The 16987-nt window shown below is 45.5% G+C and carries 10 protein-coding genes; 1 reads left to right on the top strand and 9 read right to left on the bottom strand.

The features are described from left to right. From IPM65_03935 to IPM65_03910, 6 genes are all read right to left on the bottom strand, one after another. The gene (locus tag IPM65_03935) at positions 1 to 1029 is read right to left on the bottom strand and encodes a fibronectin type III domain-containing protein (GenBank protein ID QQS43286.1); all 1029 of its coding nucleotides are present in this window, start codon (positions 1027 to 1029) and stop codon (positions 1 to 3) included. A gap of 52 nt (positions 1030 to 1081) precedes the next feature. Next, complete coding sequence (locus tag IPM65_03930; GenBank protein QQS43285.1) at positions 1082 to 1726, bottom strand: hypothetical protein; 645 nt, start codon at positions 1724 to 1726, stop codon at positions 1082 to 1084. A gap of 7 nt (positions 1727 to 1733) precedes the next feature. Beyond that, complete coding sequence (locus IPM65_03925) at positions 1734 to 2408, bottom strand: hypothetical protein (protein ID QQS43284.1); 675 nt, start codon at positions 2406 to 2408, stop codon at positions 1734 to 1736. Positions 2409 to 2456: 48 nt separating this feature from the next. Continuing rightward, the gene (locus IPM65_03920) at positions 2457 to 4217 is read right to left on the bottom strand and encodes a hypothetical protein (protein ID QQS43283.1); all 1761 of its coding nucleotides are present in this window, start codon (positions 4215 to 4217) and stop codon (positions 2457 to 2459) included. 30 nt (positions 4218 to 4247) lie between these two features. Then, a complete protein-coding gene (locus IPM65_03915) occupies positions 4248 to 6647 on the bottom strand; it encodes a hypothetical protein (GenBank protein ID QQS43282.1) in 2400 nt (799 codons plus the stop codon). A gap of 232 nt (positions 6648 to 6879) precedes the next feature. Next, the gene (locus IPM65_03910) at positions 6880 to 7962 is read right to left on the bottom strand and encodes a hypothetical protein (GenBank protein ID QQS43281.1); all 1083 of its coding nucleotides are present in this window, start codon (positions 7960 to 7962) and stop codon (positions 6880 to 6882) included. Positions 7963 to 8052: 90 nt separating this feature from the next. Between IPM65_03910 and IPM65_03905 the strand changes: the two genes are divergently transcribed. Further along, positions 8053 to 8277, top strand: a complete 225-nt coding sequence (locus IPM65_03905; protein ID QQS43280.1) for a helix-turn-helix domain-containing protein — start codon at positions 8053 to 8055, stop codon at positions 8275 to 8277. 2 nt (positions 8278 to 8279) lie between these two features. Here IPM65_03905 and IPM65_03900 read toward each other — a convergent pair whose 3' ends face one another. Genes IPM65_03900 through IPM65_03890 form a run of 3 tightly spaced genes read right to left on the bottom strand, consistent with a single transcriptional unit; the run spans position 8280 to position 16968 of the window. Further along, on the bottom strand, positions 8280 to 12155 hold the full coding sequence (locus IPM65_03900) for a hypothetical protein (protein ID QQS43279.1): 3876 nt from the start codon (positions 12153 to 12155) through the stop codon (positions 8280 to 8282). 13 nt (positions 12156 to 12168) lie between these two features. Next, positions 12169 to 12519: a hypothetical protein gene (locus IPM65_03895; GenBank protein ID QQS43278.1), complete on the bottom strand. Its 351-nt coding sequence runs from the start codon at positions 12517 to 12519 to the stop codon at positions 12169 to 12171. Between the two features lie 3 nt (positions 12520 to 12522). Further along, positions 12523 to 16968: a hypothetical protein gene (locus IPM65_03890; GenBank protein ID QQS43277.1), complete on the bottom strand. Its 4446-nt coding sequence runs from the start codon at positions 16966 to 16968 to the stop codon at positions 12523 to 12525. Positions 16969 to 16987: the final 19 nt, after the last annotated feature.

Below are 16987 nucleotides of genomic sequence, written 5' to 3'. Positions count from 1 at the left end.
TTAAGGTGTAGGTGTCGGCGTCGGTGGATAATCACAGACAGCTGAAGCTTCAACCCATTCTGTCGTTATTCCGTTTGCATCCTCTGCTCTTACCTGACAATAAACCGTCGAACCCTGTGGTGGTTTACTGTTCAGTTCGACACTGTTTGAAGTCATATTTGTGATTGCGTTATTGTAATACCAGGTTGGGATCTGCTCAGAATTCGTTGAAGTAAAACTTTTGCTGCTGCACTGAAACACGTAGCGATCATACGCTTTTCGGCAATCAGGATCCTTTGTGGCAAATGAATCCCATGTCCATGACAGGCAGGTTTTACCCGGCTCAACCTGAAGGTATTTTATCGCACAGTTTGAAGTCGAGATTGTCTTGGCGACAGTAGGTGTGGGTGTAGAAGCGGAATTGCCGGTATACTCACTCGTACCGGGTGTCCCCTGCAGAGATATACATTTGAAATAATCAGCCGAGCTACACCCTTTTCCGAGCTTTGCTTTAATTTCATTACAGTCGGTTACGGTACAGTTACTTGTGCTTATCCCCGCTTCTTCCGTAGCTTCTTCTTCACGGGCAATACGGGTTGAAATCCCTTTTATCGCCTCAGCGACGTCTTCGCCGTCTTTATTCTTGGTCGTAAATGTCCAGGGCACGCCGGAGTTATCATATGTCGTACCGTTTATCCGTATTTGATAATAATAAGTTGTTGATTGAGATAACAACGTCAGGCTCACCTCATGCTCCTTGGATGATCCGACTTCCGGAGCATAGGAATTGAGTGCTGTCGGTGTCGTTCCGTATTCCACAACACCCTGCGTTTTTTTATCGGTATGCCACGTGATAACTGCGGATGATTTGGTGATTTCCGAGGCGATAACATCAACCGGTTTATCGCTTCCCACACCGGATACAAACCCCTGGATCGCCAGAATAACAAACAACAGAACCGGAAGCCCCACAAGAGTTGTGAGTGCTACAAATATAACAGTCAGTTTTCGTTTTGATCCGCCTAAGTGTGGACGTTGAAGCGAAGCCATGTATACATAATACCATTGAAGGGTATGCTGCGTAAATAGATTATATGAAAACTCAGACTATTTTCATAATCAGACGAAGACCGAGACCCGCAACAAGAAGTACTCCGCCCAAAGCCGTATATCGCATCATATCGCCATAAACTCCGCTTGCAGGAAGTGATGTCGGCTTGGTTGTGGCAGCAGTGCCGTCGCCGCCTACCGTTACAGCGTGTGCGGTGAGTGTGCTACAGTCGATTATATTTGATGCATTGATGTCATTCTGATTGATCTTCGAAGTCTCAGTCTGTGTCAGATCGCAGGTAAACTTAAGCTCCGTGGTCCCTTCTGCCTCTCCTTTAAATACCAGCGTAGCGACAGTGCCTGTACCCGTCTTGTATTCACCCTGATTGGCAATAACTCCTGAAATGTACAGTTTATCGGTCGTAGGAATATTACTTACGAGCGGGAAATAGTCACCTCCCGTGACTGACTGCAATGATACAATACTGCTGTCATACGTGATATAAATATCCGTTCCTGCTACCTGTTTGGTACCGGCATCAATAGTGACGTCTACCGAAAAGGTCTCCCCTTCTTCAATCTCAGAACTTGCAGGGTCGAATTCGAGTGAAGCCGCCTCCACATGAACCACCCCGACAACTGCCAGAGTGATAAAACTGAATGCAACCAATATCGACTGTTTTAGAACCTGATTCATTATGGATTTAACGGGTTGTAATAAAAACGGAACCTACCTGCGGCTCAATGATGACAACATCTTTATCTACCAACTGTGTACGTTCCTGGCCTTTGGTTGTGAGTACGGTAACAACACCTTCTCCTGTCGTTTTCGGCTCCAGAACGACTTTTACCAGCGGTGTATCATTGAATAGTGTCGGATCCTGTGACTGAAGATTTTTGATTCCGGTCACTGCACGATACATCCCGCGGTCAAACGCCTGTATCTGGAACGAAGGCAATTCCGAAGTAATGCTCACTACTTCATACTGTGACGGATCGATACCAATCAGCAGATCATAGCCTGTGATATCCTTACCTCCTGAAAATGCGTTCACTGTCAATTCCACTTCCTGCCCTACAGTCGCTTCCTGTTCAGGTGCTTTTACTTCTACCCACGGTTGTGATCTGTCGGTAATTTCCGAAGCAAAAAGCTCAAGAGTCTCTTTATTTGTAGTAGGTTCCGTTTTCGGAGAGACCAAATGCAAAGCCTCTTTCATGCGGGCTTTCAACCCGTCATTAGTAAGTACGATATATCCTCCGAAAGCGATTAAAAGGACAGTAATCGTGATAAATATCATACGATAATTGTGCTGCGGATGTGCCGGTTCTGAAATCATTTGAGCCGAATCAACTGGCCCGTAGGATTGGTTTTCGTCCATAGTTTTATACTAACTGATAATTCGCAAATTTTATAGTCCTATCTGCGATCACAACTCTTCGTCGTACTTGAACCCGAGTGCTGCCATAACCAAAGAATAATCCTGAGTATCAATAATGCCGTCAAGATTCAAATCTCCCCGTGACAGTGCCGTAGGGCTTGTGTTGCCGAAATTCTGACGGATAAAAATAATATCGGCAGAGTCGACAACCTGATTTTGCGTCGGAATATCTCCCGCCAATACCACGATCTGACTGAAATCAAGATTATTTCCTCCTTCTTTTAGTTCAATATCTCCCCCGCTTTCACACTTGTAAGTTCCGGGGACATTTTCACGCGGAGCTGCCTGACAAATTTTTCTTGAAAGATGCTTGGGTCCTTTGATCAAAACGGCATATTTTTGGGCTATCGGCACGTCTTCAATCTTCATTACACCGTTCCAAAGACCGCTTCCGTCAGCCTTAAACTCGACGATCTGATCGTTTTTGTACCCTTGAGAACCCTCAATATCGATACGTACATTCAAGCGGTCAAATGCGGCGTTCGGTTGTTTGACCACTCCCTGAAAGCGAACTTTCATGTTAAGTTGCACATCTGCTTTCTCACCTGAGAAGTTACCTGTTGTGGGAGTCGGTGTGGGAACATCATCACTGGTCGGTGTGGGTGAAGGTTCAGACGCAGCAGTTATCGTCACCGTGTGTGCCTGCAAGGCTTCACAGACTAAGACATTGGTAGCGTCGATGTCATTTTTAATGATACGGGATGTATCCGTTTTTGACGGGTCACAATCGACTGTGATAGACGCATTTCCTGTCTCAATTGCTTTGAAGGTAATTGTTGCAATGGTACCTGATCCGGTTTTACTCTCTCCCTGAGTTGCAACTGTTGCAGAAATGTAAATTCTGCCGGTCGCCGGTACATTACTGACGAGAGGAAAATACGAACCTGCTGTTACTTGATCAATAGTCAGAAGATTTGCATTATATGTGAGATAAATGTCTGCCCCGGCAACCTGCTCTGATCCGGGATCGATAGTAAGGTTAATATTAAATGTCTCATTCTTTTTCACCGAAGTACTGGACGGTTCAAATACAAACCTCGGACCAGATATTGTACCGGTCGGTGTCGGATCATCAGGTGCAACAGTCGCAGTCGGAGTGAGATCAGAGCCGGTACCTCGATAAATCGTCACCGATGCAAGAACCGGTTCGGTAGGATTTCCGAATTGTGCAGCCTCCCCCTGATTATTGGCACCCACAAACTGTGACTGTGTATTCAGACGGATATTCTGAATTACATTGTCAATACGTTCGCTATCTGCAGGGTCAACGGCTATTGCTTTAAATTTGAAGTTCAGAAGGCGGGAATTATTCGGTGTGGCAGGAATTTCAGTCGTTGCAACCAGTACAAGCTTTACCTGCTTGGTATTTTCATCAAGTTCTGATACTTCCTCAATAAGCACATCATACTGAAAATTTTCAGGCTGTATAAATCCTCCTGTCGTATCATACTCTTTACCGTACTGCAGATACTTGGAATCATACGTAAGTATCAACTCCATACCCGATACATCCTGATTTGCCACTTGGAATGCAACATTGAACTCTTCATGAGATTTGCCGGATAAGTCAATTGTTTCTTTAGTCGGAGTCATGCTGACTGAAACTGGATCAGTTGATGCAAAAAATTTGTAGATATAGGTGTTCACGTACCAGAAAAGGAAGATTGCAACAGCAAGCCCGACAAAGATCATCAGTGTTTTTCTGATAAAAAAGTTGCCTCGTAATGATTGTATGAATTCAGATTTCATTTATAGTTTGATTGTAATATATTTATAGCGTTACTGTGTACTTTGACGCAATGCATTAATTCTCCATATTGCAAAATCCAACAAACCAACCCCGTCTGTGCTGCTGTCGAAATTAGCTAATCGCTTACAGTTGCCGACCGCGGTCGGAGTATTGCCCTGGAGTTTGCTCAGATACTGATTTTTCCAACAAATATAATCTTCATTATTAATCACACCTTCAGCATCACAAGTCGCATTTCCGAGAGGAAAATTCGGACAATCGTCAACCGTCGGCTGCGGGGTTGCTGTGTTTGTCGGAGGAATTGAGGTAGCAGTCGGAGGTTGGACAGATGGTGTTGGAGTGGCCGCTGCAATCGTGCTTGTAGGTGTAGGAGGAATCGCCGTCGGCGTTGCAGAAGGACCCACATAGCTTGCTGTCAGTGACACACTCGGGACTCCTCTCACACTAAAATATATCGGAGAGTTTGTCACAGACGAGGTACCGAATGTGACCTGCCAAGTATAGCCTGCGACCGGTTTCAGCCTTACCCAGTACTCACTTGATAATCCGGAATCTACCGTCACAGTACGTGTCGTTCCCCTGTCTGTCCACGATCTACTTCCCGTCGGTGAGGCATCGTCATTCGGGTTTTTAATAGCTGTTTCCCATCCCCATCCTGAGGGCATCGTACCGGTCGTGTTCATTGTGATTTGAGTCGTTGGACGTGGCGTATGAGTAGGAGTCGGAGGCTTTGGTGTGGGGGTCTTCGTTGGTGTGGGTGGCTTGGGCGTAGGGGTCTTTGTCGGGGTTGGGGTATTTGTGGGCACTGTTTTTATCAAAGAAACGGACTGTAGTATTGCCTGTGCATTTACCGTTCCGGTTCCCCATGTGCAGAATTTTAGGCTAAGGGGTAAATTACTGTTGTTCAGATAACCTGCCCAGTCAATACTTGATTTTCCGCCCGTATTAATGGGAGGATTCAACATATTTTGAGTACTAGAGGTTTCAAACTGGAAAAACGAATTACCAGACGGGAAATTACTGCTCAAATTAGCCCTCAATCGATAAAAGCTACCGTCTGCTCTGCCATTTTGTACCCATTGAATCCAACAGGATCCATACTCCTGATTCGTAGATTGTGTTGCTATTCGCAAATCACCGTTGGTTTGAATAGTGCTGGTTGAAGTCTGATTTCTCGACCATTTGCACCATTGCCCGTAATCACATTGTCCGTCCGTACGCTGATTGTTCGTAAGCAGGTTGCCTGCAACCGAAGTATCGACAACATCAATTCGCGGCATCGGTGTCGGTGTATTTGTCGGAGCATTCATTGCCGCAAATGCTACATAATCACTTGGACCACAGCTAATCCATGAGCTCCCGCAGTTCACACTTCCGCCGTTCATTGTACAAATCGGATTTCCTGAACAACCGGCTCCTCCTACAACCTGATTTATCGCAAAAACATAGGTGCCCGGAGTTAAGCCTGAGTTATACGCGTTGACTGTCCAGTCTTTCGTTGTTGCAGTATCAGTCATCTCATAACGACACCACCCACCGGAGATGGATTTTGAACTGCCGGATATAGAGAATGAAGAGGGACAGCTGAATGACGATTCTAATGTTCTACAGCTGGCATCTGTACATTTAGCCAAATTAACACTACGACTCGGCCTGTTATCACCCCAACTTGATCGGAAACTGATATCTCCGTTTGCCGACTGTGACAGTATTGCCACCGAGGCTGGATTAAAAACCTGGACGGTTTTCGTTGTGTTCGGTCCCACGCATTGTCTTTGCTCTGGCGGATTTACGACACCTGACCCATTGACTCTCGGAACACCGGCTGCACGACACTCTACACGAGAATCATTCCACGCGCGACAGTTCATCTGATATGACCCTGCTGACGTCGGTTTCCAATCATAGGTCGTCGTACCTGAATAACCGGGAAGCCTGTTATAACTTCCCATTGCTGAAAAATTATTTACAAAGAGCTGCCCGGTCAAATCTCCATCCAGAGACTCAACATTTGCGGAATAGTTTCCGGTTTGGTTCGTAAGCAATGCGTTAGGTCCCGATACATTTGAGCAATTCGGTGCGCATCGTATTTTGGTCGGTCCTGAGACAGCACCGCTCCAACCTGCGTTATTGACCGCGTGTAACCAATATCCATATGAAGCGTCGGGATCAACATTCATCGTAAAGGATGTCCCTGTAACATTATCATTACAGACTCCACCATAACCTGCAGCTTGCTGACCGTTACAGGCAGGAAGTGACTGTCCGTCTCTTTGTACCCGCACAGCGTATTTTGACGCACGGGATACAGCTCCCCATGATATTGTGACCTGATTTCCAGTGTACGTACAGTTATAATCGACGCCTGTCGGAACACTCGGAGCTGTCTGTGTGCTTCCTCCCCCGTTTGAACCGCAGCAGTTTTTCACTTCTGAATAGGTACTTCCGTCATCACATGCGTAGTTAAACTGTTGCTGACAATTAGATCTACAACTATCCTGACCGGACACCCAACACGTTTTGGCCCAAACGTTATTCTGTACCCCAGCAAAATGAAAAAGAAAAAGTATGCTTAATACAGTCAAAACTAATGTAATTTTTCTATTGAAAAGAGAGATTCTCTCCATATATTCAGTGTATCAAAAATTATCAGAACACATATTATGTTTCATTTATAAACGAGATATACCAAATTGCATAATCCAGCAAGTTGGTTCCTCCGAAATTATCAAAATCGGTATATTGACAACCTCGCTCTGTGTCCATCACGGTACTAATATAGAATCCTTTCCAGCATTCAAAATCGTTTTTTTCAATGCTGCCGTTACAGTCTGCGTCACCTTCTCCCCGTCTTGCACACTCATCAGCACCGGTCGGTTCCGGCGTCACCGTTGTTTCGGTAACAGTCGGCGTATTGGGGATAAGGGTCGGTGAAGGAGTGTAGGTTGCTGTCGGAATGGGTGTACTGCTGGGAGTCGGTGTAACTGTTGGGGTAGGTGTGTAGCTCGGCGATGGAGAAGGTGTAACTGTCGGCGTTGAACTGGGAATAAGGGTCGGATCAGGTACTTCTCCGCATGAAAATGCCATAGGATTAATCGATTCAGACCAGACGTCTCCTAATGCACTGTGTGCCCAGAAACGATATGGCACCCCCGATTCTATCTCAAACTCAGCTTCCTGTTCGGTAACCGTCTGACATACATCCCCGTCATTGTCACAGTTGTCATTCCATGACGGACTGTATGCATCGAGTCTTACTTCATAGCGCCCAGGATCTGTACCGTCACTCGTCTGCCATCCTATGCGGACCTTTGCATTATTATCGAGACATTCATAGTGAAATCCCCGCGGAACAGGCAGATTACAAGTAAAATCCGGACCGTCGAGCGCCGCACTATGCCCGTCGGTATTTGCTGCATGTACCCACCAATTATAGGGAACCCCGGGGGTAATAGGAACTGTCACTTCTGCATCTGATGAGGTTCGACATATATCACCGTCATTGGTACTCGAACAAGACTCAGTCCATGAACGAGGCTCGGCATCAAGCCTGAACCAATACTCGCTTGCATTATATGTATCGAACCATTTGATGGTTGCGGTACCGTTTGTCAGGTCACATGCGTAATGGGGTCCCCGTGGAGTGGCCGGTGCAGCAGCCTGCACATTAGTTGAGGAAAAAATAAATAGAGATATTGTAATAGATACTCCGGCAATGAAGTAAATGACTCTCAGCGTGTTCATGTACATTTATCATACCACTTTAGGGCTCTGAAAGTAAATCAACTTTGTATTTGACATTGAGATAATTCCTGCGTATAATCCTCACGTACTATGTCAGATAAAACCAAAAACAAACCTTCTGTAACACTTGATAACTTACCGGATCTTTTGACTATAAAAGAGGTCTCCGAACTCTTGCGTGTCTCCCCTCTCACAATCAAGCGATGGGGAAAGAAAGGGAAGCTTCCTGCAATCCGCATCAACTCACGCGGTGACCGCAGATACAAAAAAGAAGTGATTCTCCGACTTCTGGGAGAACAGGAAATGGAAGAGTAACATTATTGCGCTGACCTTATTTCCATTCCGAGTACTGCCTGTTTCAGGATATCCCGAACTTCAGGAATTCCAAGGACATTTGCAAGCTCTGTCGGATGAAGTTCCTTATTTCTGAAGAAAGCTGCGAGTAAACCTTTATAAAAGCTGCTGTCACGCTTCGTCACACTGAAGAGACTTAAAGCGTTGTCATTCACGGCCTTTTTGTATTTGTGCATGTAGTGCATTGCATGAAAATCATCGCGAATGAAGTCTTCAAGTTTTTCAGCTAAAAGTCTTCTGGCCGGACTGTTTCTTTGGCAGATTGCTTTTGCAAATTCAAGGTTGCGGCTAGCCGATTTGAGAAGTACGCTTGAATCAGATTCGTAAGCCGGCATATCAGACATACGATCAAGTGAATTCGTCATAATCCTGTCAAATTGAGCCATCTGTTCTTTTGAAAAAGATCGGAATATCCCGGGTTTTTCCATATGCTTTAGTGTCTCCGTATCCTGTAAAAACTCCCGATACCAAGGCTCTGCATTGTTTTGCTCTCCTGCCTGAAGAATCTGTTTCATATCTTCCGTCACTTCTTGTGCTTGCGGTTCCTGTTTCGGTTGACGATTTCCCTGCTCGGCCATAGCCGCCATCCCAAGCGCTGCTTCTGCCAGCGGATTTCCGCCAGCCTCAGGTGTTTCGACAGTCTCACGGATCTTCGGTGCTGTTTCTTTCAGATAGTCATCATAGGCTTGCTCTATATCGGTCCTATTGTTGGTCTTAACATACAGCACAAATCGCTGAAGTTCCGGTCCGCGGAGTTCAATATTATTTTGTGCGATAAATTTGGATACTGCCTGTCCATAATCTGTTACCGGTTCGGCCGGCTTTTCCGGATGTGTTTCCTGATCAGCATCGGTCTCGACCTCTGCAGCATCTGCATCGCCTTCTTCATCTGCGTGTTCATTTTCTGCATCGGTTTCTTCCGATTCAGGCAAGTTGGCAGGTATTTCTTGACCCTCTTCCTCACCATCTTCATGATCGATAGCAGCATCCGCCGCCTGAAGCTGGGGTTCCTGATAATTCTCCTGGGCAGCCTGGAATTCCTGCTGATACTCTGCCTGCGCTTCCCTCAATGAAGCTTGCTGTACTTCGGGAGAAGGCAATGGGAATTGGGGTACTTCCTCTAGTTCTGATTTTCCTTTTTTCCCGATACGAGTACTTAGCTTGCGAATGACATTAAGACCCTTCTCTATTCTTGCTTGTATTCCGGTCTTTTCCTCCTTATGTTCCGGAGCAACTTTATCGACTTTCTTTTGACTGATATTCCACCTCTCTTCTTCAACATAATCAGATAACTTCTTTTTAACATGATCTATATTGTCGATCACGATTTTTTGCTGCCCATCCTCTTCAACAAAATGGTAATCGACGTGACCGTCTTTGTTTTTTAGTACCAACTTACCCATATCATCCCAGTAATAGTCATCCTGGGTCAACTCAAATGTTGCTAAAGCTTTCACAAACTCATCAGATTCCTGACTGAGTCCTTTTTCGAAAATCAACCTATTAAGAAAAAATTCATGATTTCTTAGTCCGATGAAAGAGAGCGCTCTTTCGACACGTCCTCCCCAATTGTGATGTTTATACCACGGATGCTGTATGGTTTGATTTATCTCTGCTTCAAGAAAGTCCTTACTAATCTTTTCGGGATCAAAAGCCTCTCCTTGTAGTTCCGTCCAGTTTTTGTCATATATATCCATTTCTGCCCATGTATCCCAGTTATGAGCAAGAGTTACTCCTGTTTGTAAATTCTTCAGCTCACGACGGGGGTCAGTTTCCAGCCATGCCTTATGTAGATATGGGATAGTTGTAGCATCTCCGCCTCTGGCGTAGTAAATTTGTCCTCCCATTTCGCCGTCTGCTCCGTTGTCCATATACGGACAAGGACCTCCTATTGAAGCCAACGTTGATCCCCGCAGTATTGTATTTCTACCGTGAGTTGCATGGTTATATTCAGTGTTCTGGAGTTCAAGATACGAGTGAAATCTTTTTGACAACAAGAGCTCCGGAACTCTTCTATACCCTTCCGGTGCCAGATCGATTTTTCCGACAGCACCGTCAATTCTCTTAGCCTTCCCGTCTGCGGCTTCCTGATCATTCTGTCTGAAAAAATCAATCACGTCTCTTATATAATGAGGCGACATTCTGACCAGATCAATATCATTTGTAAGAATCAAAGGATCTGCCTGGGTCGGATTGTCTCTTTCTTCAGCACGTCTTAAAGCAATATCATATAAAGGTTTAATAATCTGTCCCCACAATACTCTTTCTTCAAATTCCTCTTTCATGACCCGTATCGGCAACTCGGGGTGTTGAATCATGAATTGCTGTATAACTTCTTCAGTATCATAGACCTCAGGATTGCCCTTCTTTACCCTTTTTTCACTCCCTTCCCTGTAGCTCTTCCCCAGTTTTTTTTCCAGTTCTTCCCTTTTTGTGGCGGGATGATTGAGAAACAAAATAATCTCAAATTTCTTCGGATCAATTGCATCCTTATTTTTTTTAGGATCAATTTGATATAAATATTGTTCCAGTGCATGCTGGATGACCTGCCCTTCGGCGAGCGTGTATACGGGGATACAAACCACAGCTTCACATTCATCATTCATGGGCGTCTGCATTCCTTCCTGCTTCATATACGAATCAAGCAGTTGCAGATATTCGGGGTTTTGCCGATCAAAATACCCCGATATTTCAGCTTCAGGATCAAGAACTGCATGAGGATCTTCTTGCATCGTAGGAGATATCTGCTGCTGTTCCCAGGCTCTTTTTTCTTCTTCCGTAAAAAGCTGTGCTTTGGTTCTGAATGTTTTGTAGATACCGGTTTCAACTCCGTTTGCATGAGAGGGGTCCTTAGATTCGTTAGGGTTTGGATAACTTGCTGATGCTGCAAATATTGGGGCTAATTTCTCCCGCATTTCCTGCCGTGCTTGAGCTCCTTTTTGCAGTACCTCTTGATACTCTTCCTCTCCAGGACGACTCGGAGCGGGTGTCTGTTCCCCCCTCATCTCCCGAACAGCATCTTCAATTGACATGATCCTTCCGCTTTTCTTTGCTTTATCAAGAATATCCTGGACCATTTTGATCTGATTATCTGTTCCGAGCATTCCTCTCCCTTTGAAAGCTTTTTGGATGGCATCAGTTATTGGATCAACAGGATCAGTTTGCTCTTGTTTCGGTTCTTGTTTGGGTTCAGGAGTGTCCCCATGACCTGTAGCTTCCGGTTTTGCTCCATCATCCAATTTTTCCTCAGGATCTGCGGATCCTTTTGCTTTTTTATCCGGTGATTCAGTATCTCCCCCTGATGAAAGACTGGGTTTTGGTACATCGCCCGTGTTCGGTTGAGGACGAAGGTTATCATCTATTTTTTTTAATCGGTCCTGTTCTCGAATCACGGCTTCAGACGGTTCTTCAGGCGGTTCTGTTTTTTGTTTCGCTTCCGCTTCTTTCTTTCTTCTCTTTTCGTCTGCTTTTTCTTTCCTCATAAATTTTCGTCTTGCGGCCATAAATTCATCGGTATATTCCTGACGAGCTTTACGAAGTTTCTGAGGCTGCTGAGCATCTTTTTTCGCCTGTTGTTCATTTCGATACTTCTCGACTAGTTCACCATCCCGAAACTCAATTTCCGCTTGCGGGTCGCGTCCGTAGGGCTTTTCACGTCCGACATGTTCGGCCATTTGATTCTGCTGTCTGACATAACCGGGAGCAAGGATTTCGGAGTCATTAAAACTCTGAAGGTCCTCAGGAGCGGTCAGAGCTTTTAATCTCATCTTAAGTCTGTCCAGAGCTGGAATTTTCTCATGCTCTGAACGTGCTAGTATCCGATCTGATAACTCTGGCATATGATATATACAATTACTGTGGACTGCTTTGCATTAACTGCTCAAGCTTCTCCCGAACGGCAGCAAGTTCGACAGAATCAGCCGATTGATGAAGTTCCTGCGTTTTTGATTCTTCTGTACCTTTGACAGCAGTATCATAAAAATCCCCATTGAGCGGTATCTCACCTTGCTTTGCTTTCTCAAAATTTTTCAGGATATTCTCATCAACTTTGAGATCTTCAAACTCATAGTACGCTTCCCAGACAAGATTCTCAATTTCATACCTGAGATCCTGATCCATCGTATCCCATTTGGATAAAATATCCTGCTTGAGTTTGTCATCAAGCGGCAGTGTCTGAATTATTGTTTTGGTATTGAGTTTCATAAATTAGGAAATTGCTCTTACATGTGAAATATAATTTTCTCTCATACTGCGTACAGCATGGAAAATATCTGATTGGCTGAGAGTTTTGTTATTGACCTGGCGCTGAATTTCAGTTAAAACCCGGTCTATCGTGATCGGACCACCGGCACCGAGACCGAAATCAAGATGTCTGTTCAATTCAAGTGCGATGGCAGTCGGTTGAAATTGCGATACGTTGATGAGTTTCTGAAATACAACATCACGTCCTTCGGCAGCATTGTCTTGATAGCCTGTCATCATCTGCAAAATATCAAAATATCCTTTCGGCAAAGGTCCCAACGCTACGCCGTTTGCGCTCGGATTGATCTCTTTATCTGTATAGTTTCTGTTTCCAGCACGAACAGGAACAGTGAACTGAGCATCTGCAGCCGCTCCTATCAAATCAGGGATACGGGTAAACAGTGCTTCCTGTTTTTGAACCATATCTTTGACCGCTCCGATGAATGCCTCGGAACTTTGATATCGTTCTTCAATTTTTTCAATTTCACCTGCAATTTTCTGCTGTCTTTTACTATTAGCATCAATACTTTCCTGTAATGCCGTTTTTTGAGCACCGATGATATCCTTAAGAACTTTACGTGCATCACGGACTTCAACAGCCGTCATCGCAGCGGGTGCTGCCACTCCTGCCGCAACACGCCATGCGAGCGACGCGGCTGCCAGATCTGCATCATTCATCGACAACGCCTCTTCTAGTGAAAGATTTCCCAGAATCTCGACGGCATTGGGAGACGTTCGCCTCAAGGCAGTTTCGGCACGGCTCAACCGAGCTCCTGCAATTGCTTCCGTTAATTTTTTCTGATTGCCCTCCAGCTTATTCTCTTCCTTCGGCCATCCGAGTGGCGGAGTAATGGCTGCCGCAACCGATCTGTCATAGGCAGTATTGATGCGGGTCATTAACTCATCATAGTCAGTATCAATAAGATCGGTCATGGATAAGCCCACTGCAACAGCACCTCCCCGTCTCAATTGCCTGTCAAAAGTCCGGAAATCTCTGTAAGCTTTCATTGCCGATTCCCGGATTTCTAATGCATTTTTCACTGTCGGCGATGATTTTTCAACTGCAGCTTCAGCGGTTTTCAAATCCGTCACTGCCTGTTCGATATCTTCTTTGCTGTGTTGTGCTCGGACTTCAATTTTTCTCTGAAGTTCCGCTGATGTCTGAGCCCCCGTTGCTTTGCTCGCAACTTCTGCCCGCTTCATATCGAGTTTTGTAGCGGCTTCAATATATTCTTTATATGTGTTTTGAGTAATGTTTTTCAGGTATTCAGTAAGGTTAGGAAACTCCTGCAATGCATCACGATCTGCGGTGCGGGCCGTTATACGGGCATCGAGATCGGCACTGCTCACAACAGGAGCAGCTGGCGTAGACAATCTGGCTTTACGCTGTTCCAAAGCCCTATATGCCTTCTGGAATTCCGGATCAAGCTGAAGGAACGTCACATCAGTATCCGCAAAGTCTCCTCCTCTTCCTTTTGCAGCGGTGATATTCTGACCAAGCATTTGTTTTCTGAGAGCATGTCGGCGTTTAGCCTGCTGAATCGCTTCAGCAAACTCTGCTTCTGTATGACCGGCTGCAACTCCTCGTCCTGTCAAGGTAAGATAATATGCCCGCACGTCTTTCATATCTATTATTGCCAAATCCTCTTCACGAACCCCATCAGCCAAAAGATCTGCCATTGCACCGGCATGAGCAGTCATATCAGTGGAGCGATTTCTTGCTTCTGATTCTGCTTTTGCGGCCACAATCCATCTGATATGTTCGGGGTCATTATTTTGAGCAGGAGGCCATCCGACACTCGGATCTATTGCATACATCGCATTTATATCAGCCATAATTGTGTCAACATCTTTCGTATGCAAATTTGCCGGGTCAAGGTCGGTGCGAGGAGGTACAAGTCCTGATAAATATCGATGATACGTCTCGAACTGCTGCCAGCCTTTGTGATAAGAAGGCGCTCTCCGATCCAATGTGGAATTCGCAATCTTCTGATCGTCCTTGAAAGCAGCAACATCTGCTTCTTCACGACGCATGGCATCACGTTCAGTCTCAAGTTTTTGAATTTCATTTTCGATATTTGTCCTTTCAGATCCGGAACGAGTATTCTGACGTGTCAGTGCATCACCGGCTTCAGACTCAATCTCTCGCCAGGCCTGATAGCGGACATCATACTTCCTTCTGACCTCATTTTTGACTTTCCGTACCCTCTCACGATCCGCAGGCAGATTCGGATTGAGAGTTCCCGGAAGAGCATTATTAACCTCAGCAATAATCTGATCTACGGTCATATTCATCAAAGCATGGTTTTCCATTCCTGCTCCCGGAATCGCTGCTGCACCGCCTACGGCCGCAGCTCCCGTCGTAAACAGCACAAGATCTGGAGATGAAACAGCAACCCCTGCATCGATCTGTCTTGCACGTGCTTCTGCTATTGCCTGATATATTTCCTTGAGATGCGCGGCATTTTGATCTTTTGGCCAGCCTTCGGCTGCCAGCCGGCTGTGTGCCGTATTTATTTTGTCAAAGATCTGCTCAACTGTTGCAGTTGCAAGGAAATTTGCATCAAGATTCACAGGAGCAAGAGCGGCACCTCCTGCGGGTACAGGCGCAGCTGCAAGTCTTGCATCAATTGTGGTTAATACAGTAAATTGTCCTTCCTGTGCAGTATGAAGCCGGTCAATATTTTTACTTGTAGCTTCAAGATTTTCAACCGCCTTCTCAGCCTGCTGTAGTTCATCCCGCAAGGCTTCCAGCCGATCGTCTGCCAATATATCGCGTTCTCTGACCAGATTTTGAAGTTCAGCAACGGTCGTTACGCCGTATTCATTTCTCACCCGTTCCCGTGTCTTATCAAGATTCTCCAAAGCTGTGACATATAAACCTGACTGGTCTCTTTCTGTAGCAAGAGTTGTATTAGCATCGGTGATCATAGAATCGGCAGTCGTAAGATCTTCCGTCTGTTTTTGGATAATTCTTCCCTTTGACTCACCGGTTTGTACTGCCTCGGCCTGTGTTGTCAGCATTGATACGGTTTTCTGTGAAGCCTCCTGTTTCAGAAGCCGTTTCTCCAGTCTTCTGGTGATGATTTCCCTCCGTGCATCAATATCAATCATCATTTGTTCTTCAGGATTGGGATCATGCGCTGTCCTATTGATAAACTCTGCAATTTTTCTGCTTCTTACCTGCTGCATTTCTTCTCCCCAGACGGTAAGCTCTCCTCTGAAATTGCTTCTGGTTTGTCCGAATGTCAGATTCTCTGAGATCATGTTGATCTTCTCCGGAGGAATACCAAGTCCTTCATTGTAAAATTTGAAGCGGGTCCACATCTGCGATACCAGACTTGCCTGGATTTGCTCCATTGCAATAGAGTTGGGATTTGTGTTCTCATGTTGGACTGTACGGGTACCAGGAGGCATCCCGAGTCTGGTCACTCTCAGATCACTGATATTCAATCCGATAATGTCTTGCAAATATTGTTCTTCCGCAGGATACCTTCCTGATTTCAATCTCTGAAGAAGATCGGCATTGCGCCGGATATTGATCCCGACGCCTTCTTTAAAAAGAGATCTATTCCCGACTGCTAAAGCTAGCGCCGAAATTCCCAACCCTGCGTACTGAGCTGCAAATGGCGCCAGAAGTGCCGGATTCTGGATCACAGCACCTGCTTTTTGTACCAATTGATCAATATGCGGAATTGCCGCAACTGCACCTGCATAAGCCTGTTTCATAAGAGCTATTCCCTGCGGAGTAGACAAAGCTCCCGCGCCGAGAACTGCCAAAGACGCCAACACGGGGTGATTTTTGGTAAGTTTGTTCAACCTGCCGCGGTCAATATCCAAATAAATTCTTTGGGGATCAACAGTCACATCAAAAGCACTTTTCGCCCCTAGTTTGTCAGGATCGATTTCCGCTACCAAGCCTAAACCCGCAAGAGTCATTGCCATATCTTCTTCCATAATCAGCGTTGTCGTAATCCACAGATCAGGATCGGTTTTCAGTGCTTCAGCAATATCAGCTTTTGAAATCTCATACTGATTCCCGTCCGTTTTCGTAGCAAGCGTCTCAAGCAGCAATTTTTGATGTCTGAATGCAGGAGACTGAAAGATCAATGCATTCGGATCCCGATTATAAAGATCTGCCAGTCTTGTCAGATGATTGTGCAGGTATGTGGAATATTGCGCCTGAAGTTCCGGATTGAACTGAGCTTTCTCATGATTCATAGTTCCGGTCTCGACAGTAAATTTGTTGCGGTCAAACTCAGTATTTGGGTTTGTTTCAGGCCTCGGAGTCTCTTTTTTCCTGAGTATTACCCTTTGAAACCAATTCGGCCGGCTTTCCCTGAGCGGAGTGGCACGGAGGGAGCCGGGCTGTACAAGCTCCTTCACTCGCCTCGACGGTTGTCTATCCATGCTCATAAAGTAAATATAC

The sequence above is a fragment of the Candidatus Roizmanbacteria bacterium genome (assembly GCA_016700135.1).
In the GTDB taxonomy this organism is placed as follows: Bacteria; Patescibacteriota; Microgenomatia; order UBA1406; family GWC2-37-13; genus UBA1450.
Note: the sequence above shows the minus strand (reverse complement) of the source record. Positions and strands in the feature narration are given on the sequence as shown.